Raw genomic sequence first — 23,789 nt, 5'->3', positions numbered from 1 at the left:
GTCCCACGTATCAGGGACTCCCGGGCTTGACCGGAGGCCGCCTCTGGCCCGAGCCTCCCGGGCCCAATGGCACGCTCCGCGTCCCGCACCATCGCCCTGGTCGTCCTGTCGGCCGTCGTGGCCTGTGGCGCCGCCGCCACCGCCGGGGCCTGGCGCTTCTTCCACAAGGACCCGAACAACCCCGTCGTCCGCCTGGACGAGTACTTCACGATGGGGTGGGTTGCCTGGGATTCCAGTTGGTACATGCGGATTGCCCAGGAGGGCTACCAGTTCGTCCCGGGGCAGCAGAGCTCGGTGGCGTTCTTCCCGCTGTACCCGCTGCTCATCCGCGCGGTGGAGTCGCTGGGGCCCAACGTGTACCAGTCCGGCGTGCTCATCACGCTGCTGTGCGGCCCGCTGGCGCTGATGCTCTTCACCGTCTGGGCGCGCAAGCTGACGGACGAGGACACGGCGCTGAAGGCCGGGCTGCTGATGGCCTGCTACCCGTTCACGCTCTACTTCTACGGCGCCATGTACTCGGACGCGCTGTTCGTCCTGCTGGTGGTGGCGGCCTTCCTGCTGCTGGAGCGGGGGCACCTGGGGCCCGCGGTGCTGGTGGCGGCGGTGGCCACGGCGGCCCGGCCCGTGGCGCCCGCGGTGGTGCTGGGCCTGCTGGTGCGCCGGCTGGAGTGGAAGCACGCGCGCGGCGAGAAGTGGAGCGCGGTGGACTTCCTGCCGGTGCTGTCGGGCCTGGGCTTCGGCGCGTACATGCTCTACTTGTGGCACCAGTTCGGTGACCCGGTGGCCTTCGTGAAGGTGCAGGGCGCGCCCGGCTGGGAGCAGATTCCCGGCTGGCACACGTGGCTGAAGGTGAGCTGGTTCGAGCGCGTCGTGCTGGCGCCGCAGGACAAGCGCGAGGCCTTCCGGCTGGCCGCGCACGCCTTCTTCACGCTGCTGGCGCTGGCGCTGGTGTGGCCCACGCGCAAGCGGCTGGGGTGGGGCTACGCCGCGTACGTGCTGGCCATCGTCGGGCTGCCGGCGTGGTCCACCAAGGACTTCATGGGGATGGGGCGCTACCTGCTGTCCGCCTTCCCCGTCTTCCTCACCGCGGCCATGCTCCTGCGGGAGCGGCCGCTGCTGCTGCGCGGGGCGCTGGCGGTGGGCGCGGCGTCGCTGCTCGTCCTCTCGTGGGCCTTCGGCGCGGACTACTACGTGTCATGAGCGAACTCCTCGAACAGGCCCTGCTTCGCTACGACGGGCTTCCCGTCGCCGAGCGCTTCCACGTCCACGCGCGGGCCTTCTCCGCGCCCCTGTTGGCCATGACGGCGCGGACGCCTGTCGGCGCGGTGGCGGACATCGGCTGTGGGCATGGGCTCTTGTCCGCGCTGCTCGCATTGGAGGACCCGGGCCGGACCGTGCACGGCGTGGACCCGGACCCGCGCAAGGTGGCGTGGGCGCGGCGGGCGCTCGCGGGGCAGCCCAACGTGCGCATCGAGGAAGGCACGGTGGAGCAGATGCTGGCGCGAGGGGCCTCCGGGCGCTTCGACGCGGCGGTGGTGTGCGACGTGCTGTACCTGCTGCCGGAGTCGAAGTGGTCCGGCTTCCTCTCCACGGTCCGGGGCCTGCTGAAGCCCGGTGGGCGGCTGCTACTCAAGGAGATGGAGGGGGATGGCTCCTGGAAGCACCGCAAGGCGTTGGCGCAGGAGTGGGTGATGGTGTCGCTGCTGGGCCGCACGAAGGCCAGCGGTGGGATGACGGTGAAGCCGCGCGCGGAGATGTCTCGCGACCTGGAGGCCGCGGGCCTCACGGTGCGCGAGGTGGTGGACCTGGGCCAGGGCTACACCACGCCGCATGTCCTCTACGTGGCGGAGCACCGGGCGTCATAGCTGGGCAGGGCGATGTGGCCGCGCCTTGGTCCTTGGGGCTCGGCCGGGCGCACCGTGGGGGGCTCGCTGTTCGGAAATGTCGGGGGTTTTGCGCCGCGAAATCTCCCGACATTTCCGAACAGCGAGCTGCTGGCCCGGCTCCGGGCCCCCCTCGGGAAACGAGGCCCGTTCAGCATGAAGCCCGTCACGGGAGGTGAGGGCATCCGCGTTCCGTGCGCTCCCGAGGCGTCCCCTCGCCCACGCTCTCTCGCGTGAACCGTTCCCGCTTGCCGTCGCTCCTCCCGCCCTGCCTGTCGCACGCGCGGTCCGCGAACGACATGGCGCAGAGGCGCTGTCTACTGCGGCGACTTCGTTGCTCAGCGCCCTTGCGCTGTTCAATGGGGCGGAGGGCAGCGTTTCGTCGCTCAGCGCCCCTACTCTGTGCGATGGGGCAGAGGGCAGCGCTTCGTCGCTCAGCGCCCCTGCGCGTCACGGTGAAGCGGACGGCAGCGTTGGGTTGACCAGGGCCCCTGAGCGGCGCGGTGAGGCGGCCAGCCGCGTTTCATCTCCGTGGTGCTGAGTGTCGCGCTGTTACTCGGCGGACGAGGAGGAGAGTAGCGTTCCGTAGCTGTGAAGCTCGATGCCGCGCTCGCGTAGCCGTGCCTTCACACGCGGGCTGGTGAGGGCCGCCAGTTCCGCCGCCCAGCCGTAGCGCCACGCCGGATCCTCGGGGACGCGCGGTGTGCCTTCTCCCGGGTGGCAGCCCAGCTCGAAGTCGCCTGTGGGCAGCGCATCCACCACCGCGAGCAGCGCGCGCTCGTCCAGCATCCCCGCCTCGAAGACGCCGCCCGCGCTCACCCGCCGCACACCGCTGGGAGCCCGGGGCGCGGTGCGCGCGAGCACCGCCAGCACGGTGGCCTTCAGCGCGGGCCCCGGTGTCTTCAACCAGCGAGGGCGGGGGAGGGCATCCGGCCAGCGCAGGGGCAGTCCCTCACGTGCGGCAATGGCCTCCACCAGCGGGCGCACACCGGGCAGCAGGTGCAGGTGCTGATGGCCGTCCAGGTGGTCCACCGTCACGCCGAGGGCGCGGGCGCGATGAAGCTGCGCGGAGAGCTCGCGCGCCAGTTCCTCCCTGTGCACCTTCCCGGTGAGCCACGCGCGCGCGAAGTCCGCCCAACTGCCCCGCATCCGGCCCCCTGGCGCGACCGTGGGCACCTCATGCGCGGGCGCCGCGGGAGGCAGCCGCGTGGAGAGCGCCAGGTGCAGCCCCACCGGGAGTCGCGCCGCCTTCGCGCGAGCGGCCGCCTCGGGAGCCGTAGGGCCCGTGGCCAGCAGCGTGGCGCTGGTGACGATGCCGTCCCTGTGCGCGCGGAGGATGCCCGCGTCCAGCGAGGCATGGAGCCCCAGGTCGTCCGCGTTCACCACCAGGCGCGTGAGGGGGCGCGTCATGCGAGGACTCAGCTCCGCGCCGTGCGGCCCGGTGGCGGCACGGCATGGAGCTGCTGCACGGAGGGCGGCAGGCGCACCGGGTGCAACGGCGGCTCGGGCGAGCGCATCTTCGGATAGAGCGACACCAGCTCCCGCACCATCTTCGCGATGACGGAGGGCGACGCCAGCGTGGAGATGCCCCGCGTGCGAGGGAAGTAGTCCACGCCCATCTGGAACACGCGGAAGCCCTGGCGGATGGCCTTCACCACGAGCTCCGCGTCGATGAACGAGCCCTGGCTGTGCAGCTCCATGGCCTCCAGCACGCGGCGGTGCATCACCTTGAAGCTGAAGTTGACGTCCTTGACCTGGATGTCGAACAGCGACCGGATGAGCAGGTTGTAGACGAACGAGTAGACGATGCGCTTGGGGCCCTCGCTCGTGCGGTCGAACCGGAAGGCGCAAATCATGTCCGCCTCCAGGTACGACATCAGGTGCAGCGCCCGCTCCAGCTCCCGCATGTCCCAGGGCAGGTCCACATCGGAGTACACGACGATGTCCTTCGTCGACGCCGCCAGGCCGGTGCGCATGGCGCCCCCCAGCTTCAGATTCACCGGGTGGTGGATGACGCGCAGTTGGGGAATCCGCTGGGCCAGCGCCTCGCAGACCTCGCGGGTGCGGTCCGTGGAGGCGTCGTTGACGATGATGATTTCGAAGTCGTCCGTCAGGGCCGGGAGGACCTCCAGCGCCCGGCTGACGGCGCGCTCGACGTAGTCCTCTTCGTTCCAGGCGGGGAAGAACAGGCTGATGCTCGGGTATTGGGCCACTGCGGACCTCGATGAGCGGACCTGCGGAGTTGGGGCTCGCTAGCAGAGAATCCGGTTTTTTGTCCAATCGGGGTCGCACTCCGTCGCACGCCTGTGCTACCGTGAAATCACCATTTTGCGGGGACACTGTGAACTCCAGGCCCTTCACCCTGCTGGTAGTGGACGACTCGCAGTCGACGTTGCCTCGGTTGGCCCGCGCGCTGGGCCCGGAGGATTTCGCCCTCCGAATCACCGCCCACGGCCCGGAGGTGCCGAGACTGGCGCGGGAGGTGGCCCTGGTGGTGCTGTGCCCGGGGGAGGACGCCCAGGCGAGCCTGGGCTTGCTCGAGCGGCTGATGCCCGGGGATGGGGCGGTGGGTCCGCCCGTGGTGCTCCTGGCCCCACCTGAGCCTCGGGGGCTCTGGCTGGAGGCCCTGCGGCGCGGTGCTGAGGTCGTTTTAGACCCATGGGCGCCGGATGAGCTGCTGGCCCGGGTGCATCGTGCCCTGGCCGCCCAGGCCCGGATGGAGGCGCTCGCCACCCAGGTGAGCGAGCTCCAGCGGCTGTCCTCCACGGACGGCCTGACGGGGGTGCACAACCACCGGCACTTCCAGGAGCGGCTCCGCGAGGAGTTCCGCCGGGCCCAGCGCTACGATGACGCCCTGTCGCTCATCCTCCTGGACCTGGATTACTTCAAGGAAATCAACGACAAGTACGGCCACTCCGCCGGGGACGGCGTGCTGCGCGAGGTGGCCGCCGCGCTCACCCGGGGCGTGCGCGAGACGGACCTGGTGGCCCGTTATGGCGGGGAGGAGTTCGCGGTGCTGCTGCCCCGCACCCACCTCACCGGGGCGCTCACCGTGGCCGAGCGGGTGCGCCGTGAGCTGCGCGCCCTGCGGCTGGAGGTGGAGGACGGCCTGCAAGTCACCGCGTCCCTGGGGGTTTCCAGCTTCCCCCACCGCACCGTCCTCACCCCGGAGCAGCTCCTCCTGACGGCGGACGAGGCCCTCTACCAGGCCAAGCGGGACGGGAGAGATCGCATCTGCCTGCATCCCCAGCTCCCCGTGGGCCCGCCCGGCCCCTAGCCCGGGTCAAAGACCCGGGGTCTGTCTTGACCCATTTGGTAGGGATGGGTCTAATTGGACCCTGTGTTGTTTCACGCCGTGGAAATGTCAAGGCCCGTGATTCCAGACTGTTGGGCAGGGAGTTTCTGCTGGCAGGGCCATTGCATTTGTCTAGGGGCGGAAACAATTCATGGGTTCTCAAGCCGCATATGTCCACGGTCAGCAGGCCGAAGCGCCCCGCGAGGCCGAAGCGCCGCGCGGGCGGCTGCTCCTGGTGGATGACGAGGAGAACATCCTCAAGTCCATCCGCCGGGTGCTGCGCCGCGGTGATTGGGACATCGAGACGGCGACGGACGCCGAGCAGGGCCTGCGGGCGGTGGAGGCGTTCCGCCCCGAGGTCGTCATCTCCGATTTCCGCATGCCGGGGATGAATGGCGTCGATTTCCTTACCCGGGTGAAGCAGCAGCAGCCGCGGGCCCAGCGCATCATGCTGACGGGCCAGGCGGACCAGCAGGCCATTGAAGAGGCCATCAACCGGTCGGAAATCTTCCGCTTCATCTCCAAGCCCTGGAACGACAGCCACCTGGTGCTGACGGTGAAGAGCGCGTTCGAGCAGTACGCGCTCCAGGCGGAGAACGAGCGGCTCTACACGGTGACGCAGGCGCAGAACGCGGAGCTGAAGCTGCTCAACGCGGACCTGGAGGAGCGCGTCGCCCAGCGCACGCGCATGCTGAGCCAGGCCAAGCGCGAGTGGGAGCTGTCGTTCGACTGCATGGAGACGCCGCTGTGCGTGGTGCGCGCGCGGGACTTCGCGGTGCGGCGGGCCAACCTGGCGTACGCGGACGTGGCGGGGCGCTCCATTGAAGAGATTCCCTCCGACACCACCTGCTACCGCTACCTCTTCGGCCGCAACGAGCCGTGCACGGGCTGCCCGCTGCCGGCGGCGGTGGAGAGCGGCAAGGGCGCGCGCGGGGAGGTCCGCCAGGGCGGGCGCACCTTCGTGGTGGCCGCCTACCCCATGGCGGGGGACGAGCGCGTCGTGTGCACCTACCGGGACGTCACCGAGGAGCAGTCGATGACCCGGCGCCTCATCGAGACGGAGAAGATGGCCGCGGTGGGCCAGCTCGCCGGCGGCGTGGCGCACGAAATCAACAACCCGCTGGGCGGCATCCTCGCCTTCGCGCAGCTCATGTCGCGCGACGCGGGCCGCAGCGAGGCGGACCTGGAGTCGCTGGGGCTCATCGAGGAGAGCGCGCTGCGCTGCAAGCGCATCGTGGAGAGCCTCCTCAAGTTCAGCCGCCACAGCCGCGTGGAGGACCGGCGGCCCTTCGATTTGTCCAAGTGCGTGGAGGACGCGGCGGTGCTGTTCCGCGCGCAGCTCAAGTCCATGCCCACGGTGGAGCTGTCGGTGGGGCTCGCGGAGGAGCTGCCGAAGGTGTACGGCGACCCCGGCCAGCTCGCGCAGGTGGTGCTCAACCTCCTGCAGAACGGTCTCCAGGCGCTGCCCGCGCGCGAGGGCAAGCTGACGCTGGTGACGGGTCGCGAAGGCGACCGCTGCTACTTCGCGGTGACGGACACCGGCACGGGCATCGAGGAGAAGCACCTGCCTCGCATCTTCGAGCCGTCGTTCACCACCAAGGCCCCGGGTGAAGGCACCGGCCTGGGGCTCTCCATCGCGTACCGCATCGTCGAGGACCACGGGGGCAGCTTCCACGTGGACACCCAGGTCGGCCAAGGCTCCTGCTTCACCGTTTTTCTGCCCATCCCCCTGCAGCTCGAGAGGTTGCCGTGAACCAAGTCAAGCGCGCCAAAGTCCTCGTCGTGGATGACGACTCCGTCGTCCTCAAGGCCGTGACGCAGATTCTCCAGCGCGAGGGCCACCCGGTGGTGGCCATTGACGACGCGGTGGAGGGCCTGACGGCGGCGAAGGACCCCACCATCGACGTGGTCGTCCTCGACATCAAGATGCCCAACCTGTCCGGCATGGACCTGCTGCGCGGCATCAAGGCGGACCGCCCGGACGTGGAGGTCATCATGATGACGGCCTTCGCCACCGTGGAGACGGCGGTGGAGGCGGTGAAGGCGGGCGCGTACGACTACCTCACCAAGCCCTTCGAGAACATCGACGAGGTCAGCCTCACGGTGGCCAAGGCGGCCGAGCGCAAGGCGCTCAAGGACCGCACCCGCGCGCTGGAGGAGGCCCTCACGGTCCGCAGCCAGTTCGAGGACCTCATCGGCCAGTCCACGCAGATGCGCTCCGTCTTCAAGCTGGTGGAGACGGTGAGCCACTCCACCGCCACGGTGCTCATCCAGGGTGAGAGCGGCACGGGCAAGGAGCTGGTGGCCCGCGCCATCCACTACCGCAGCGCGCGCAAGGACAAGCCCTTCGTGGCGGTCAACTGTTCGGCGCTGACGGAGACGCTGCTGGAGAGCGAGCTGTTCGGCCACGTGAAGGGCAGCTTCACCGGCGCCACCGGCAACAAGAAGGGCCTCTTCGAGGCGGCCGACGGCGGCACCATCTTCCTGGACGAGATTGGCGACGTGCCCCCGGCCACCCAGGTCCGCCTGCTGCGCGTGCTCCAGGAGGGGGAAGTCAAGCGCGTGGGCGCCAACGAGCCGGTGAAGGTGGACGTGCGCGTCATCGCCGCCACCCACGTGGACCTGTCCCGCGCCAAGGAGCAGGGCAAGTTCCGCGAGGACCTCTTCTACCGGCTCAACGTCATCACCATCGACCTGCCGCCGCTGCGCGACCGGCCGGAGGACGTGCCGCTGCTGGCGCACCACTTCCTGAAGCTGTACGCGTCCAAGGCGGACAAGAAGGTGACGGGCATCTCCCCGCGCGCCATGGAGGCCCTCACCTGCAACCGGTGGACGGGCAACGTGCGCGAGCTGGAGAACGTCATCGAGCGCGCGGTGGTGCTGACGGGCAACGACGTCATCGACGTGGAGGACCTGCCGCCGGGCTTCCAGTCCGCGCCGCAGCCGGACTCCACGGTGGAGGTGTTCAGCCTGGCACACCTGCCGTACGCCCAGGCCAAGCGCCTGGCGATGCGCGCCTTCGAGCGCCGCTACCTGTCCGCCCTCCTGGAGAAGAACAACCAGAACGTCTCCAGCGCGGCGCGCGCGGCGGGCGTGGACCGCTCCAACTTCCGCCGTCTGCTCAAGCAGTACGAGGTGGCCGGCCGGTCCATGAAGCCCCGCGTGGCGCAGGCGGAAGACGCGGAGGCGATGGAAGCCGCGTCCTGACGTGTGTCAGCAGGCGGGCACCCGGGCATTTCCCATGCGCGCCCGGGGCCCTCCTGGACTAGAAGGCGGGGTTGCGTGCAGACCCTGGCAATCGTCGCGAAGAGGGACAAGCCCGAGGCGGTAGCGCTCGCGGCTCAAATCCGTGAGCGGTACCCCCACCTCTCGGTGCTGGCCGACCGCACGTTGGCCCATGCGCTGGGCTGGCCGCGGGTGGATGACCGGGAGCTGGTGACCCGGGCGGACCTGATGGTGGTGCTGGGCGGTGACGGCACGCTCATCTACGCGGCGCGCCTGCTGGGCGGCCGCGGGGTTCCGATTCTGGGCGTCAACCTGGGCAGCCTGGGCTTCATGACGGAAGTCCCGGTGGAAGAGCTGTACCCCATGCTGGAGCAGGTGCTCGCGGGGCGCTTCCAGGTGGACTCGCGGATGAAGCTGACCTGCCGCCTGCTGCGCGGGGGCCGGGTGCTCATCGAGGACGAGGTCCTCAACGACGTGGTCATCAACAAGGGCGCGCTGGCGCGCATCGCGGACCACGAGACGGCCATCGACGGGGTGCCGATTACGACCTACAAGTCCGACGGCGTCATCCTGGCCACGCCCACCGGCTCCACGGCGTACTCGCTGTCGGCGGGCGGGCCCATCGTCCACCCGTCCGTGGACTGCACGGTGCTGTCGCCCATCTGTTCGCACGCGCTCACGCAGCGCTCCATCGTGGTGCCCGCGGACCGGACCATCCGGGTGACGCTGCGCAGTGAGACGGCGGACACGTACCTGACCATCGACGGGCAGACGGGCCACGGGCTGCAGGGCGGGGACTGCATCGAGGTGGTGCGCTCGCCCAACCGGGTGAACCTGGTGCGCAACCCGAAGGTGGCCTACTTCTCCATCCTCCGGCAGAAGCTCCACTGGGGCGAGCGCTGAGGGGCGCCGGGCGCCGTGTTCCTGTTCCTGTCGAAGGTGCTGGACCTGCTGCTGGCGCCGCTCTCCTGGGCGCTGCTGCTGTGGCTGGCGGCGTGGGCGCTGCGGCGCCGACGTGAGCGGCTGTCGCGGGCGCTGAGCGCGCTGGGTGGGGTGGTGCTGTACGCCTTCTCCATCGAGCCGGTGGCCATGGGGCTGATGCGGGCGACGGAGGCGGGGGCGGTGCGGAGCTTCCAGCCGGGCGTCACGTATGACGCCGTCATCGTCCTGGGCGGAGGCCTGGACCCCGCGGCCACGGAGCGGACCGGCGTACCGGAGTACAACGCCGCGGCGGAGCGGGTGCTGCGGGGCTTCGAGCTGCTGCGCGAGGGCCGGGCGCGGCAGGTGCTCATCTCGGGCGGTTCGTTGGACCCCAGGCCCGAGGCGGTGGTGGAGGCCGACGTGCTGTCCCGGCAGCTCCAGCGGTGGGGCGTTCCGGCCGAGCGCATCGTCCTGGAGGGGCGCAGCCGCAACACCCGGGAGAACGCGCTGGAGTCCGCGCGCATCATCCAGGCGCGCGGCTGGAAGTCGCTGCTGCTGGTGACGAGCGCCGCGCACATGCCGCGGGCGGCGGGCTGCTTCGCGGCGGTGGGGCTGCGTCCGGACCTGCTGCCCGTGGATTCGCGGGCGTCCAGGACGCCGCTGCGGCGCATGAGCTGGCTGCCGAGGTCGGGAGCGCTCAACGTGAGCACTGACGCCCTGCGCGAGCTGGCGGGGCGGGTGGTGTACCGCGCGCGAGGCTGGACGGTGCCGTGAGCGGAGGCGCCCCGCCCGGCGCCTGCTCGCGCGGCGGGGCGGCTGGCTCGGGCAGCCGGGCAGGGCCGTGAGGCGGGGGGCGCGGCCCTACTTCAGCGGCGCGGGTGGCTGCCGCGCGTCCGGTGACAGGGCGCCGCTGCCGAGCCGGGAGATGCGGCCCTCCGCCTGGGCGTGGGGCGAGGGCGTGCCGGTGCGGAACGCCTCGGCCAGCACGTCCAGCGGCGAGTTGCCATCCGCCCGGGCCGGCGTGGACGGCTGGTTCTTCAGCATGTCGTAGCCGTCCTTGCCGCTGGCGAGGAAGCTCAGCGTGGCCAGCCGGTACGTGGCCGCAGCGTCCAGCGGCTTGCCGCCCACCTTCACGCCCAGCACCCGCTGCCCCACGGGCCGGTCCGCGTCGAAGGTGAACGCCATCCCCGACACCTGCGGGAAGCGGCCCGGCCGTGAGTCCTCCCGGCTGAGGCTGACGCCGTTCTCCAGCGCCGCGCGCAGCGTGTCCCCCTTCACCTCCAGCACCACCAGCTCGTCCGTGTAGGGGAGGATGGCGTGCAGGTCCCTCCGCGTCACGCCGCCCGCGGGCAGCACCGTGTCCGCGCGCAGGGCGCCCCCGTTGACCAGCGCCACGTCCGCCCCCGCCGCCGCGCGGAAGGCGTCCGCGACGAACGAGCCCAGGTTCGTCTCCTGCGTGCGAACCTGCGAGGCCCGCGCGTCCAGCGCCACCGGGGTGCGGCCCACGCGCTCCGACAGGCGGCTGAACAGCGTCGCATAGGGCTGCATCGCCGCGACGAAGGCCGCGTCCTCCGGCACCTGCCGCGTCACCGGCAGCGTCTGCCACGTCACCTGCCGCACGGTGGCCGTCGCCGCGTCCACGTCCAGCGTGAGCCGGCCCAGGTCCACCGCGTCCGCCGCCACCTTGAAGATGGGCGTGCCCGTGCCGCGGTCCTCCAGCGCCTCGTGGTCATGCCCCCCGAGCACCGCGTCCACGTGGACGCAGCGGGTGAGCGCCCGGTCCTGGTCCGCCGTCAGGTGGGTGAGGGCCACCACGACCTGGGCGCCTTGCTCGCGCAGCTTCGCCACCGCGCCCCGCGCCGCCTCGCAGACGTCCCCGAAGTGCGTGTCCTTGCCCGCCTTGGTGGTGGCCTTCGTCTCCTGAAGCACCACGCCGAAGAGGCCCAGCTTGATGCCGCCCAGCTCGCGCACGGCGGTGGCCTGCACCCCCGCGAAGAGCGCTCCGCTCTTTCCGTCCCGCACGTTGGCCCCGAGCCACGTGAAGCGCGACTCGCGGATGCGCTCGCGCAGCACGTCGTCGCCGAAGTCGAACTCGTGGTTGCCCAGCACCGCGTAGTCCAGGCCGAACGCATTCCACGCGTCCACCATGTGCCGCCCCTTGAGCGGCTTGCCGTCCACCTCCACCAGCGACTCCACGGACGGCGACAGCGTGTCACCCCCCATCAACGTCAGGACGTGCGGTGTCTCGCGGAGGACCTGCTTGCGCAGCGTCGCGGCGCGCGCCATGCCGCCCCGCTGGCCGTCCTCGACGGCCTGGACCTGGTAGACGTCCGCCAGGTGCAGCAGCGTCAGGCGCACCGTGCCAGAGGGCGGCGCTGGCGTGGGGGTTGGCGCGCTCGCGGCGCATCCGCCGGCAAGGGCCGCGGCCAACGCGAGCAGGGCCTCACGTCGGGCCAGCGCTGTCTTCTTCTTCATCGTGCGTCGCTCTCCCCAGCGCGCTCCCTGGGTGGGGCGCAACGTGTGGGGCCTATCGCACTCAGGCGGCGATGGCGAGCGCCGGGGGCTTCACGCGCCGTGTCACACGCGGGGGGCAGGTGTGCCGGCTGAGACCTCTGGTGCGACCCGGTTTGGTGGAAAGTTACAGATTTCGTGCAGAGCCGTTTGCGCGGGATTCACGCCGGTTGCTAGGACGCTCCCAGACCAAGGGAGGTTGTCATCCATGAGGCACAGCAACAGGTGGAGTGCGCTCCTGGTGGCCGGTGTGATTGCCGGCTGCGGGGAGTCCGCGCTCGAAGGGCAGCAAGGTTCCACGGAAGAGACGGCGGTCATCAGCCAGCAGCTCAGCTCGTCCACGCGGCCGGGCATGGGCGCCACCCTCTACAACGGCGGTGTCACGTTCCGAACCTGGGCGCCCATGGCGAGCCGGGTGTTCGTCTCCGGCGACTTCAACGGCTGGGGCACCTGGATTGAGCTGGGCAACGAGTTCAACGGCAACTTCTCCGGAGACGTCCCGGGCGCGGTGAAGGGCCAGAAGTACAAGTTCATCACCCGCAACCAGTGGGGCAGCGACGCGTGGCGGGCGGACCCCCGCTCGGCGTGGCAGGAGAACTCCACCGGCTCCAGCATCATCTACGACCACGGCGAGTACTGGTGGAACGCGCAGCAGTTCAGCACGCCCGCGTTCAACGAGATGGTCATCTACGAGCTGCACGTCGGCACGTTCCATGACTCGCCCGGCTGGGGCCCTGGCAACTGGAACAGCGCGATCTCCAAGCTCGACCACGTCCGTGACCTGGGCGCGAACATGGTCAAGGTCATGCCCGCGTACGAGTTCGCGGGTGACTTCTCCTGGGGCTACAACGCGGCCTTCCCGTTCGCGCCGGAGAGCGCCTACGGCCACCCCAACGACATGAAGCGCTTCGTGGACGAGGCGCACATGCGTGGCATCGGCGTCATCTTCGACGTGGTGCACAACCACTACGGCCCCAGCGACCTGCCCATGTGGTGCTACAGCGGCGACTGCCTGGGCTCCGGCGGCGAGTACTTCTACAACGACTGGCGCAAGAGCACGCCGTGGGGTGACACGCGTCCGGACTACGGCCGCCCCGAGGTTCGCGCGTACATCCGCGACTCCATGATGAACCTGCTCCACAACTTCCGCGGTGACGGCCTGCGCTGGGACGCCACCAAGTACATGCGCACGCAGAATGGCAGCGACGCCACCGCCATCCCCGACGCGTGGCGCGTGTTCCGCTCCATCAACCGCGAAATCAACGCCACGCAGCCCTGGAAGATCAGCATCGCGGAGGACTTCGGCGGCGGCGACTCCATCACCAACGGCTCCTCGTCCGACACCGCGGGCGGCGCGGACTTCGACTCGCAGTGGGGCGGCGACTTCGTGCACGCCATCCGCGCGGCCGTCATCGCGCAGAACGACGGCAGCCGTGACATGAACGCGGTGCGCAGCGCCATCACCCAGCGCTACAGCGGGCGGCACACGGCGCGCGTCATCTACTCGGAGAGCCACGACGAAGTGGCCAACGGCAAGGCGCGCGTGCCGGAGGAGATCTGGCCGGGCAACGCGGGGAGCTGGGCGGCCAAGAAGCGCTCCACGCTGGCGGCGGGCGTCGTCTTCACCTCGCCCGGCATCCCCATGATCTTCCAGGGCCAGGAGTTCCTCGAGGACGGCTACTTCCAGGACACGGACCCGGTGGACTGGGGCAAGAACAGCACCTACGGCGGCATCCGGACGCTGTACCGCGACCTCATCCGCTACCGCCGCAACTGGTTCAACAACACGCGCGGCCTGCGCGGTGGCAACGTCAACGTCCACCACGTGAACAACACCGGCAAGGTGATTGCGTACCACCGCTGGGAGAACGGCGGGCCCGGGGATGACGTCGTCATCGTCGCCAACTTCAGCGGCACGTACTTCCCCAGCTACAACATCGGGTTCCCGCGCGCGGGCACCTGGTACGCGCGCTTCAACAGCGACGCGAACGTGTACTCCAGCGACTTCGGCAACACGGCGACCGTCAACACCGTGGCCTACAGCGGCGCCAAGGATGGCATGGGGCACAACGCCTCGTTCGCCATCGGGCCCTACTCGCTGGTCATCTTCTCGCAGTAGCGCCTGACGGCGCCGGGCGCCCGGGGCTGCATCCACCGGGCGCCCGCTCGTGCCTCAGACGTTGTAGCGCCGGCCCTGCGCGAGCGGCTCGATGACGCTCGCGCCGGTGTCGAAGTCATCCGGGTAGTGGATGAGCCGCATCCGGGCGCGCAGCTCGGCAGGCAGCGCCGCCAGCTTCTCGTAGGGCGTGTGCACGCCGTAGTTCGTCTCGTGGATGATGAGGTCGGCCTTCGACAGCCAGTCGATGAGGCCCTCGTCATAGGCGGTGTCCGCGCTGTACCCCAGGCAGCGGCCCCCCGCGTGGATGCGCAGCGCGGTGGTGGGCACGTGGTGGTACGTCATCCGGCTCTCGATGAGGAAGGGCCCGTGGCGCACGGTGGACTCGGTGGAGAGCGGCGTGTGCTCGAAGTAGTCCTCGAAGTGCCTGGCATGGGGCGGCTCCCCGCGCTTCTCGATGAGGCACTCCATGCCCGCGGCCAGGCTGCCTTCCCAGAGCCGGTCCGCGACGGCGGGGTGGGCCAGCACCTCCAGCTTCCGCTGCAGCACGAAGAAGGAGAAGTAGCCCAGGCTCTCCAGGCCCGACGCGTGGTCCGCGTGCAGGTGGGTGAGGGCCACGGCGCTGACGCGGTCCGCGTCCAGGGGCACGCCGGCGGACTCGGACGCCTCGCGCATCATCTTCCGGATGGGGTGCGGGCAGTCCACCAGCAGCACCTGGTCCTCCGCCTCCACGGCGAGGCAGGACGAGTAGCGCAGGGCGGAGAAGGCGTCGCCGATGCCAAGGGTGATGAAGGACAGGCTCAAGGTTGGCTCCGGAGTGAAGGGGCGAGTCGCTCCCGCAGCTTCGCCGCGACGGCCGGCGGACAGAAGGCGGAAACGTCCTCGCCGCGCGCCACGCGGGCCTTGAGTCCGCTGCTGCTCACCTCGGCCAGGTGGGCCTCGGCGGGGAGGAAGAGGGTGGACAGTTCAGGGGCCAGCACGCGGTTGTTCTGCGCCAGCGTCGTCTCGAACTGGGCGTCCGTGGCGCCGCGCACCCCGCGCAGCAGGACGCTGGCGCCAATGTCCCGCGCGAAGTCGACGATGAGCCCCTGCGTGCGCGCCACGGTGACGTTGGGGTGGTGCGCCACGGCCTCGCGCAGGAGGGCCACGCGCTCATCGGCGGACAGCAGGCTCTGCTTGTCCGGGTTGACGGCCACCACCACGACGACGTGGCCGAAGAGGCGGGCCGCCTGACGGACGACGGACATGTGGCCGGCCGTGACGGGGTCGAAGCTGCCGGCGTAGACGGCGATGGTCATCACGACACCTCGGGAGCGGCCTCGGAGCTCGGGCTCCGGGGCGGGTGGAAGGTGAGGGCGGCGTACAGCGTGCCCGCCGCGCACAGGGCGGCGGCCAGCGTGAAGTGGCCGGCGTAGCCCAACGCCTGGGCGCTGAAGCCGCTCAGCGCCGCCGCGGCGCCCGTGGCCAGCACCACCAGGGAGGCCTGCACGGTGTAGTCCGTGGCGGCGTGGCCCGGGCGGCAGGCGTCCATCATCGCGGTGAAGACGGCCGCGGTGGCCATGCCGCTGGCCACGTGCTCCACCCCGCAGACGAAGGTGAGCAGGGGCAGGGAGGCGGGGCCCTTCGCCGCCAGGGCGTAGAGCAGCACCGCGCCAGCCTGGAGTCCGCCGAAGACGAGCAGCGCCCGCCGCCTTCCGAGCCGCACCACCAGGCCGCCCCCCAGCAGCGCGCCCACGAGCCCCGCGGTGAAGCCCACGCCGCCCAGCATCCAGCCGATGGACGTCAGCGACAGCCCCGCGTCGACCAGGAAGGTGCGGAGCATGCCGGTGGCCAGGGCTTCGCCCGCCTTGTAGGCGACGAGCAGCGTGAGCCACGCGCCGGCCCCCGGGCGCGTCAGCCACCACCGCAGGCCCAGGCTCTGCGCGAGCGGCGGCGCGGTGGGCGGCTCGCGGTAGAGGGCGATGGGCACGGTGGCCACGAGCAGCAGCGCGCCCAGCGCGAGGAAGGTGGGGCGCCAGCCCACCGCGTCGAAGACGGCGAGCATCACCCCGCCGCCCAGAATCATCCCGACGCGGTAGGCCGCCACCTGGACGCCGTTGCCCCAGCCGCGCTCGGCCGGCGAGAGCAGGTCCACGGCCAGGCCGTCCGTGGCCACGTCCTGCGTGGCGGCCAGGAGGTTGACGCCCAGCACCGCGGCCATGAGCAGCCGCGTGTCCAGGCCACCCTCCGGCAACGCGAGCGCGAGCAGGAGCCCCGAGGACAGGCACTGGAGCGGCAGGATGTAGCCGCGCCGCCGCCCCCACCTCGCCGAGCCATGCCGGTCCATGGGCGGCGCCCAGAGGAACTTGAGCGCCCAGGGCAGCGCCAGCAGGTGGGCCAGGCCGATGGAGGGCAGGGACAGGCCCTGGTGGCGCAGCAGCACCGGCAGGGCCTGGGTGAAGAAGCCGAAGGGGAGCCCTTGCGACAGGTAGAGGCTGGAGAGCAGCCCCAGCTTGGCGGCCGTCTTCATGCGTCCTCCTTCGCGCTGGCCGGCGCCAGCAGCCCCGCGGCCATGCGCTTCACCGTGCTGGCGGCGGAGCCCGGGGGAACGAGCCCCGGGACGCTGGCGGAGAGCACGAAGTAGCCCTGCACGGCGGCGAACAGGCCGGCCGCCAGCGAGGGCGCCCTGCGCTTTCCCACCACGGCGGCGACGAGCGACGTCAGGTGCTCCAGGTCGGCGCGCACCACCTGCTCGTAGATGGCCTGGACCTCGGGCTGGCGGATGGCCTCCGCGCTGATGGTGACCCAGCTTGAGACGGCCGCCGGGGCCGCGTCATCACCCGTGGCGAGGAAGGCTTCCACGAACGCGTCGACCCGGGCCCGGGCGGCGTCCTCGCCCTTCACCCGGTCGAGCCGCGCCGCCACCCGCTGGCGCGCCCGCGCCGCGAGCTGCTCCACCAGCGTGAGGAGAATCTCCTGCTTGCCACTGAAGTGGTAGTGCACCAGCCCCGGGCTCAACCCCGCCGCCTTCGCGATTTCGCCCACGGAGGCGCGCTCGTAGCCGCGCTCCGACATGACCTTCAGCAGGCCCGCGACAATCTGCTGACGGCGCTCCTCGGTGTTGGATGGACGGGGCATGGGCGTGTTTATTGGTTGTTTGACCAACTTATAAACAGGGGCGGCCCCGGCGTCAATCGCACGGGCGCCCAGGCCTGGATGTGGAAGGGGGCCGGGGCGCTGCTAGCGTGGCGCGCATGACACGAATCGCGCGCCGCCGAGCCGTGGTGGGGGCTGGACTCCTGTTGGGACTTTACCTGGGCGCGCCGGGAGCCACCTGGGCCCGGCAATGGCGTGCCCGCGGGCTACTTCGGCGCGGCGGGGCACCCCGTGAAGTTCATCCTCGATGAGTGAGGTGTGGTCATGAAGCTGCTTCGTTTCGCGCTCCTGGGGCTCGTCGTGGCCCTGGCCTTTTCCGCCGGGGTCTGGTTCAGCGGCGATTCAGGGCCTTCGCAGGTCCCGTCAGGGGAGGGCGCCGTCCCGCCTCCCGCTGTCGCAGCCACTCCGCCCGAACCGCGCGCCGCGCCTCCTCCCGCCGCTGCGCCAACGCGGCCACCTCCGGTGACAGCGGCTCCGGCTGAAGCCACCGTGCTCCGCCGGCTCCCGGCGCCTCTCGACGTGCCGGCGGAGCCACCCCCCACAAGCGAGCCAGCGCCGGCCGCCGCGCCCGACGAGCTGCCCCTCGCCTTCACGCCGGAGCTGCCGGAGCCCTTCACGCCCAAGGGCTTCGAGCGCGTGGCCTTCCGCGCCGCCAGCGAATGCGGCATGGGGCTCGACGTGGTGGCGTTGGACTGCTCCGAATACCCCTGCATCGCCTGGACGCGGGCGACGGACGACACCGTGAAGACGTTCTCCATGTCGGGGTGCGCCCCCTGGGAGGAGGCCTTCCAGGACCGGACGATGGTCGTCGCGAGCGGGCAGTTCAAGGAAGGCGGCCAGGGCGCCCGGTATCTGGCGTGGATGCCGATGCCCGCGGACCCGGCGCTCAACCGCATCGCCATGCGGCGCGCCCGGGAGCGCACCGATGGCATGAAGGAAGCCCTGGGGCTGCGGTAGCCCAGCGCCGTCTCAGGCCGGAACGGCGCCCGCGTGAATGGGGACCTCCCGCGCGGAGACGAGCGCCTCGATGCCCGCCGCCACCATGTCCGGCACCTCCAGCGCGGGGAAGTGGCTGGTGGCGGGGAGCTTCAGCACATGGAAGCCCGGGTGCTCCACGCCGAAGTCCACCTGCGCCGCCAGGTAGTCGTGTGACTCGGGCCGCGCGTACAGGTGCATCGTGAGCGGCATGGGCTCCAGCGCGGCCAGGGCGTGCAGCGGTGAGCCCTCGCGGGCGTAGGCCGCCTCAATCTCACGTCCGGCGCGGGCCCACATGGCTTCGTCGAACGCGCCCATGTCATCGCGCACGAAGCGGCGGATGGAGGCGTCGTCGAGCCCCTTCAGCCACCCTTGAAGCAGGGTGTCCCGCACCTCGCTCCAGCGCTCCGTCTGGAGCCCGCGCACCGCATGAAGGAAGGTGGGCGTGGGCTCGGTGGCAATCCAGTCCAGGAGGACCATCCGCGGCACGCGCGCGGGGCCCAGCGCCCGACGCAGGTCCAACGCCCACCAGCCCGCGTGGGACATGGCCACGGGGACGATGTGCCGGGCGCCGCTGGCCTCGACGACCGCAATCAGGTCCTCCAGCACCGCGGTGCTGTCGAAGTCGGAGCCACCGCCTTCGGACTCGCCGTGTCCCCGGAGGTCCACGGACAGGACGCGCCGGAAGGCGGAGCAGCGGGGAAGCAGCTTCTGGAAGCTCGCCCGGGTGGTGCACCAGCCGGGGAGAAAAAGGAGTGCGGGCTCGCCCTGGCCCACGTCGTCGTAGCGGATGCGGGCGCCGCCGCGGGTGTGTACTTCCGGCATGTCGTCCCCTCCGTGGAAGCGTTGGTTGGTTCTCGTCGGAGGGTGCGCAGGCCCGGCCCGCATGTCAGCAGGCAACACGGCAGGGGCCGTACCGTCAGGGCGAGGAGCCCCGCTCTCAATTAATTCATGTTTCGCTTGATATGCTGAGTGTGTTCGCTGGGATTCCCCCAGGACAGGAGACACTCACATGCCACTGAAGTCGCTGATGGGAAGCTGTGTGCTGGCGGTCGCCGTGCTGCTCGCGGGCTGCGGCGGGACGGAGCTGGAGGCCGCTGTTTCCGAGGACCTGGGCGTTCAGGAGCGCGCCATCAGCCTGTGTCTGCCGGGGGCACCCTCGGGTTCTCTCTGTGGCAACGGCGGCACCTGCGTCTATGAATACCGGAACCAGACCTCGGCGCCCTGCCGCCCCAAGTGCTCCTCGAGCGGGACGTGTGGGAGCTCGCAGGTGTGCTGCCCCGGGCCGAACCTCCCGTACTGCATGCCGGCGTACCTGGGCTGCACGCCGCTCATCCCCCCGCCCGTGCCGTAGCCCCCGCGCCGCGTCGCGCTCCGGTGGAGGTCTCCGGAGCGCTTCGTTGTCTCGAGCGCGCGCCGCTCAGAAGGTCAGCAGCGTCGTCACCCGCTCGCGGCCCAGGCGGTTGGGGCCTTCGAGGAAGTCCAGGCTGAGGAGGAAGCTGAAGCCCACCAGCTCGCCGCCGAGCCGGGACACCAGCTTCGCGGTGGCCTCCGCCGTGCCTCCCGTGGCCAGCACGTCATCCACGATGAGCACGCGCTCCCCCTGGAGGATGGCGTCCTCGTGCATCTCCACGCCGTCGGAGCCGTACTCCAGCGAGTAGCGCTCCACCACCGAGCGGTGCGGCAGCTTCCCGGGCTTGCGCGCGGGCACGAAGCCCGCGTTGAGCGCCAGGGCCATGGGGGCGCCCAGCAGGAAGCCCCGGGCCTCCACGCCCACCACCTTCGTCACGTGCTGCCCCCTGAAGGGCGCCGACATGGCGGTGATGACCCGGCCGAAGAGGCGGGGGTCCGCCAGCACGGGGGTGATGTCCTTGAAGACGATGCCGGGCTTGGGGAAGTCCGGCACGTCGCGGAGCCGGGCCTTCAGGTCCTCGACGAGGGTGGTGTCGGTCAGACTCGGGACAGGTGCATTCATGGGCGGCGCTCCGGAGGTGGAGGAAGGGCCAGGGGCTTCTGGAGGGGAGGGACAGGTGGCCTGGGGCCTGGCCCGCTGCCTGCTTTGTCGCGGCGGCGACGTCCCTCCGGCCGCCGGGGGCAACCGCCACCCGGAGGCCCCGCCGGACAGGCTGTCCTCCCGAGGAGCAGGCGGGGTTCGGAGACGCGAAAGCGGACGGTCCGGGCCATGGCGGGGGTTGATGCTCTCACAGCTTGATGCCAGCGGCGGGTTCTGCTGGCGGACGCATTGATTTTTCCCGCGACCGGGAGCCTCGTTGCTGTGGTAGTTCAACGGGTTCCCCGGCGATTTGGAGCCTGGGGCCTGTGCCAGCCGTGCAATCCACCGCCGATATTCGAGAGATCCTCCCGCCTCAGGACACCCAGTGGCTCCGTGCCCTGAAGGCCGAAGTCCAACCCACGACCTTCAAGCAGGGGCGAGAGGTGGCGGAGTCACGCCGCGTCTTCGGCCTCAACCGTGAAGGGGACCGCATCAGCGCCCAGGTCGCCGGTTCGTCCGGTGAGCGGTATCAGACGGCCCTGCACCTGGGGAACGGCCGAGCCACGTCGACGTGTACGTGCGCGTCATGGAACGTCCAGGGCCCCCACTGCAAGCACGTGGTGGCCGCGGCGCTCATCTACGCCGCGCGCTTCCGTCCGCCGGGCCCGCCGGCGCCCCGTCCGGCCCCCGCCGCGGAGCCCGTCGCCGCCGCGCCCGGCTCGAAGGAGCCCGTCGCCGACGACGAGCCCCATGTGGAGCCGGTGTCGTCGAGCGGCGACCCGGTCAGCCTCCCGGCCCTGGCCAAGGTGGAGAGCTGGCTCGGTCTGTCTTCTCAGCCCGACTACGAATTCTTCTACCGGTTGACGGCCGCCAGCACGGGGAACGGGAGCATCCGGCAGTGGATTGTCGACGTGCGTCGGCAGGACGCGCAGACGAAGGGCCCCATCCACGTCAAGCGCCTGCTGCAGACCGGGGGGCGCATCTCCCCGGCCGACGAGCGCGTCTTCATGCTGCTGTCGCGCCATGAGCACCGCTACGACTCACGCCTCGTCCTGTCCGACGAGGAGCTGAGCGAGGCGCTGGAGCTCCTGCGCCACCGCCGCGTCATCTACCGTGGCACGGCGCTCATCAACACCGAGGTGCCGGTGCGGCCCCAGATTCATCTGGAGTCCCGCCCGGACGGCGCCACCGCGCGCATCGAGCTGCTCTTCCCGGACAACGCGAGCTACGCGCTCAAGGACGTCATCCTCCTGTCGGGCCGGCGCACCTGGGTCATCCAGGCGCAGAACCTGCACCCGGTGGAGCCGGACTTCCCGCCGCGCCTGCTGCGCAAGTGGCTGCTCGAGCCGAGCATGTCCTTCCCCACGGGGCAGCTCGACCGGGTGCTGACCTTCTTCGCCGCCCACCTGCCGCGCTTCCGCATGGCGCTGAAGGCGGACGACATCGACGTGGACGAGGCCGTGGAGCCGCGCTTCATGCTCACGCTGGAGGGCAACCCCGAGCGCGTGAAGGTGCAGCTCGCCGCCAGGTACGGCCAGACGACGGTGCCGGTGTCTCCCACGGCTACGCACCTGGGCTACGCCAGCGGCGTGGGGGGGGACAGCCGCAAGCTGTACCGCCGGCGCGAGGAGCTGGAGCGCGGCGCGGGCAAGCTGCTGCTGGACCTGGGCCTGCGCTTCGAGCCGCAGGGGCAGACCTTCGAGGCCTCGAGCGATACGGCCCTGGAGTTCTGGGCCCGGGGGCTGGCCTCGCTGCCCGAGGAGTGGGAGCGCTATGGCGTGCAGGCCCCCAAGGTGCGCCTGCGTCCCAAGCTCAAGCCGCGCATCCGCGTGGGCATGAGCGGCGTGCAGTGGTTCGACCTGGACGCCGAGTTCATCACCGATGACCAGGCCGTGGACCTGGGCGCGGTGCGCATGTGGCTGGACTCCGGCCGCCGCTTCGTCCCCCTGAAGGACGGGACGTTCGCGGAGGCGGACCCCGTCGAAATCAAGCGCGTGGCGGACCTGCTGGAAGAGGCCGGCGCGTTGCCGGGCCGCTCGCGCACGCGGCTGCCGCTGCACCAGGCCGTTGCGTTGGACCTGCTGGCGGACCTGGGTGAGTTCACCGAGGTGGAGGCCAAGGCGCGCCAGGCGATGATGGAGCTGCGCGAGACGGCGGGCGTGCCGAAGGTGGGCGTCCCCGACGGACTCCAGGCCACGCTGCGCCACTACCAGGAGGCGGGCCTGTCCTGGCTCTGGTTCCTGCGCCGCCACGGCCTGTCCGGCATCCTCGCGGACGACATGGGTCTGGGGAAGACCATCCAGTCGCTCAGCCTGATGCAGAAGGTGGCCAACGACGAGGGGCGCAAGCCGTCGCTCGTGGTGGCGCCCACCAGCGTGCTGGCCAACTGGGAGCGCGAGGCCGAGCGCTTCACGCCGGGCCTCAAGACGATGGTGTGGCACGGTCAGGACCGCAAGGAGCGGGCCGAGGACCTGAAGGACACGGACCTGGTCCTCACGTCCTACGCGCTGGTCCGCCGGGACTTGGACCAGCTCTCCCAGGTGGGCTTCCGCTACATCATTCTGGACGAGGCGCAGAACATCAAGAACGCGGGCAGCGCCACCGCGCAGGCGTGCAAGGCGCTCCCCAGCGAGACGCGGCTGGCGCTCACCGGTACGCCCCTGGAGAACCGCCTGTCGGAGCTCTGGAGCATCTTCGACTTCCTGATGCCGGGCTTCCTCGGCAGCGCGGATGGCTTCGGGGACCGCTACGAGCAGCCCATCCAGGTGGCCAACGACAACACCGCGAAGGACCGGCTGCGCCGCCGCATCCAGCCCTTCATCCTGCGTCGCTTGAAGACGGAGGTGGCCAAGGACCTGCCGCCGAAGACGGAGAGCGTCGCCTGGTGCGAGATGGAGCCCGGTCAGGCCGCGCTCTACCGCGAGGTGCTGGACGAGAGCCGCCGCAAGGTGCACGAGAGCATCGAGAAGGTCGGCTTCAAGCGCAGCCGCGTGTCGATTCTTGCCGCGCTGATGCGCCTGCGTCAGGTGTGCTGCGACCCGCGCCTGCTCAAGCTGCCGCCCGGCACGCTGATGCCGCCCAGCGCGAAGGTGGAGCGCTTCCTCCAGTTGGTGGAGGACCTGGTGGCGGAAGGCCACCGCGCGCTCGTGTTCAGCCAGTTCACGGAGATGCTGGAGCTGCTGAAGCAGGAGGCGGACAAGAAGGGCCTGCGCTACCTCTACCTGGACGGCCGCACCAAGGACCGCATGGGGAAGGTGGACGAGTACAACAACCCGGACGGCCCGCCGCTCTTCTTCATCTCCCTCAAGGCGGGCGGCACCGGCTTGAACCTCACCGCGGCCGACTACGTCATCCACTTCGACCCGTGGTGGAACCCCGCCGTGGAGGACCAGGCCACGGACCGGACGCACCGCATCGGGCAGACGCGCGCCGTCATCAGCTACAAGCTGATTACCCGCGGCACCGTGGAGGAGAAGATCCTGGCCCTCCAGCGCCGCAAGCGGGAGCTGGCTGCTGGCGTGCTGGGCGGAGACACCGACGAGCTGGGCCGGACGCTCACGGAGCAGGACATCCAGGAGCTTTTCACGGAAATCTGAGGACTTGGGAGGTTGGGGGCCCGACGAGGCCCCTTCCCCTCCCGCCCGCCATCCGTGCGCTCAACCCGAACGCCTGTGCAGTGTCAGTCGGACCTGCTAGGGTGTTCAGGTACCCGAGCCGTCGTACGGACATTGGAGG

General features: G+C 70.7%; 20 protein-coding genes. 11 read left to right on the top strand and 9 right to left on the bottom strand.

What is annotated here, in order from left to right:
- The first annotated feature begins 66 nt into the window (after positions 1-66).
- The gene (locus tag MYMAC_RS26365; RefSeq protein ID WP_095960086.1) at positions 67-1,200 is read left to right on the top strand and encodes a mannosyltransferase family protein; all 1,134 of its coding nucleotides are present in this window, start codon (positions 67-69) and stop codon (positions 1,198-1,200) included.
- A complete protein-coding gene (locus MYMAC_RS26360; protein WP_095960085.1) occupies positions 1,197-1,865 on the top strand; it encodes a class I SAM-dependent methyltransferase in 669 nt (222 codons plus the stop codon). The genes MYMAC_RS26365 and MYMAC_RS26360 overlap by 4 nt, the downstream gene beginning before the upstream one ends.
- A gap of 570 nt (positions 1,866-2,435) precedes the next feature.
- Here MYMAC_RS26360 and MYMAC_RS26355 read toward each other — a convergent pair.
- Together MYMAC_RS26355 and MYMAC_RS26350 are read right to left on the bottom strand one after the other, a co-directional pair.
- On the bottom strand, positions 2,436-3,293 hold the full coding sequence (locus MYMAC_RS26355) for a ChbG/HpnK family deacetylase (RefSeq protein ID WP_095960084.1): 858 nt from the start codon (positions 3,291-3,293) through the stop codon (positions 2,436-2,438).
- Positions 3,294-3,301: 8 nt separating this feature from the next.
- Positions 3,302-4,096 carry a glycosyltransferase family 2 protein gene (locus MYMAC_RS26350; protein ID WP_013941887.1) on the bottom strand — a complete coding sequence of 265 codons (795 nt, stop codon included), beginning with the start codon at positions 4,094-4,096 and terminating at the stop codon, positions 3,302-3,304.
- A gap of 101 nt (positions 4,097-4,197) precedes the next feature.
- Between MYMAC_RS26350 and MYMAC_RS26345 the strand changes: the two genes are divergently transcribed.
- From MYMAC_RS26345 to MYMAC_RS26325, 5 genes are all read left to right on the top strand, one after another.
- Positions 4,198-5,160, top strand: a complete 963-nt coding sequence (locus MYMAC_RS26345; protein ID WP_043712002.1) for a diguanylate cyclase — start codon at positions 4,198-4,200, stop codon at positions 5,158-5,160.
- Between the two features lie 169 nt (positions 5,161-5,329).
- Positions 5,330-6,931, top strand: coding sequence for an ATP-binding protein (locus MYMAC_RS26340; RefSeq protein ID WP_095960083.1), 1,602 nt, complete (start codon positions 5,330-5,332; stop codon positions 6,929-6,931).
- Positions 6,928-8,385 carry a sigma-54-dependent transcriptional regulator gene (locus tag MYMAC_RS26335; protein WP_013941884.1) on the top strand — a complete coding sequence of 486 codons (1,458 nt, stop codon included), beginning with the start codon at positions 6,928-6,930 and terminating at the stop codon, positions 8,383-8,385. Before MYMAC_RS26340 ends, MYMAC_RS26335 begins: the two co-directional genes overlap by 4 nt.
- 75 nt (positions 8,386-8,460) lie before the next feature.
- Entirely contained in the window at positions 8,461-9,306 is an 846-nt protein-coding gene (locus tag MYMAC_RS26330; protein WP_013941883.1) for an NAD(+)/NADH kinase, read from the top strand.
- 15 nt (positions 9,307-9,321) lie between these two features.
- Positions 9,322-10,098, top strand: coding sequence for a YdcF family protein (locus MYMAC_RS26325; protein WP_095960082.1), 777 nt, complete (start codon positions 9,322-9,324; stop codon positions 10,096-10,098).
- Between the two features lie 87 nt (positions 10,099-10,185).
- Here the strand turns inward: MYMAC_RS26325 and MYMAC_RS26320 are convergent, their stop codons facing one another.
- A complete protein-coding gene (locus MYMAC_RS26320; RefSeq protein WP_013941881.1) occupies positions 10,186-11,799 on the bottom strand; it encodes a bifunctional metallophosphatase/5'-nucleotidase in 1,614 nt (537 codons plus the stop codon).
- A gap of 244 nt (positions 11,800-12,043) precedes the next feature.
- Here MYMAC_RS26320 and MYMAC_RS26315 point away from each other — a divergent pair, with 244 nt between their 5' ends.
- The gene (locus MYMAC_RS26315) at positions 12,044-13,954 is read left to right on the top strand and encodes an alpha-amylase family glycosyl hydrolase (RefSeq protein WP_095960081.1); all 1,911 of its coding nucleotides are present in this window, start codon (positions 12,044-12,046) and stop codon (positions 13,952-13,954) included.
- 54 nt (positions 13,955-14,008) lie between these two features.
- On the opposite strand, the gene MYMAC_RS26310 is transcribed toward MYMAC_RS26315, so the two are convergent.
- Genes MYMAC_RS26310 through MYMAC_RS26295 form a run of 4 tightly spaced genes read right to left on the bottom strand, consistent with a single transcriptional unit; the run spans position 14,009 to position 17,068 of the window.
- The gene (locus MYMAC_RS26310) at positions 14,009-14,755 is read right to left on the bottom strand and encodes an MBL fold metallo-hydrolase (protein WP_095960080.1); all 747 of its coding nucleotides are present in this window, start codon (positions 14,753-14,755) and stop codon (positions 14,009-14,011) included.
- Positions 14,752-15,249, bottom strand: coding sequence for a pantetheine-phosphate adenylyltransferase (gene coaD / locus MYMAC_RS26305; protein ID WP_095960079.1), 498 nt, complete (start codon positions 15,247-15,249; stop codon positions 14,752-14,754). The genes MYMAC_RS26310 and coaD overlap by 4 nt, the downstream gene beginning before the upstream one ends.
- Positions 15,249-16,460, bottom strand: coding sequence for an MFS transporter (locus MYMAC_RS26300; protein WP_013941877.1), 1,212 nt, complete (start codon positions 16,458-16,460; stop codon positions 15,249-15,251). The genes coaD and MYMAC_RS26300 overlap by 1 nt, the downstream gene beginning before the upstream one ends.
- Positions 16,457-17,068, bottom strand: a complete 612-nt coding sequence (locus MYMAC_RS26295; protein ID WP_095960078.1) for a TetR/AcrR family transcriptional regulator — start codon at positions 17,066-17,068, stop codon at positions 16,457-16,459. Before MYMAC_RS26295 ends, MYMAC_RS26300 begins: the two co-directional genes overlap by 4 nt.
- A 507-nt stretch (positions 17,069-17,575) precedes the next feature.
- Here MYMAC_RS26295 and MYMAC_RS26290 point away from each other — a divergent pair.
- Positions 17,576-18,043 carry a hypothetical protein gene (locus MYMAC_RS26290; protein WP_095960077.1) on the top strand — a complete coding sequence of 156 codons (468 nt, stop codon included), beginning with the start codon at positions 17,576-17,578 and terminating at the stop codon, positions 18,041-18,043.
- 12 nt (positions 18,044-18,055) lie between these two features.
- Here the strand turns inward: MYMAC_RS26290 and MYMAC_RS26285 are convergent, their stop codons facing one another.
- Complete coding sequence (locus tag MYMAC_RS26285; RefSeq protein ID WP_095960076.1) at positions 18,056-18,886, bottom strand: alpha/beta fold hydrolase; 831 nt, start codon at positions 18,884-18,886, stop codon at positions 18,056-18,058.
- A 187-nt stretch (positions 18,887-19,073) separates the two neighbouring features.
- Here MYMAC_RS26285 and MYMAC_RS26280 point away from each other — a divergent pair, with 187 nt between their 5' ends.
- A complete protein-coding gene (locus MYMAC_RS26280; RefSeq protein ID WP_095960075.1) occupies positions 19,074-19,415 on the top strand; it encodes a hypothetical protein in 342 nt (113 codons plus the stop codon).
- A gap of 66 nt (positions 19,416-19,481) precedes the next feature.
- Here the strand turns inward: MYMAC_RS26280 and MYMAC_RS26275 are convergent, their stop codons facing one another.
- On the bottom strand, positions 19,482-20,036 hold the full coding sequence (locus MYMAC_RS26275) for an adenine phosphoribosyltransferase (RefSeq protein WP_013941872.1): 555 nt from the start codon (positions 20,034-20,036) through the stop codon (positions 19,482-19,484).
- A gap of 344 nt (positions 20,037-20,380) precedes the next feature.
- Between MYMAC_RS26275 and MYMAC_RS26270 the strand changes: the two genes are divergently transcribed.
- Positions 20,381-23,650 carry a DEAD/DEAH box helicase gene (locus MYMAC_RS26270; RefSeq protein WP_420810016.1) on the top strand — a complete coding sequence of 1,090 codons (3,270 nt, stop codon included), beginning with the start codon at positions 20,381-20,383 and terminating at the stop codon, positions 23,648-23,650.
- Positions 23,651-23,789 lie beyond the last annotated feature (139 nt).

Source organism: Corallococcus macrosporus DSM 14697, assembly GCF_002305895.1.
Classification (GTDB): domain Bacteria; phylum Myxococcota; class Myxococcia; order Myxococcales; family Myxococcaceae; genus Myxococcus; species Myxococcus macrosporus.
This window is presented reverse-complemented; position numbering and strand designations above follow the sequence as displayed.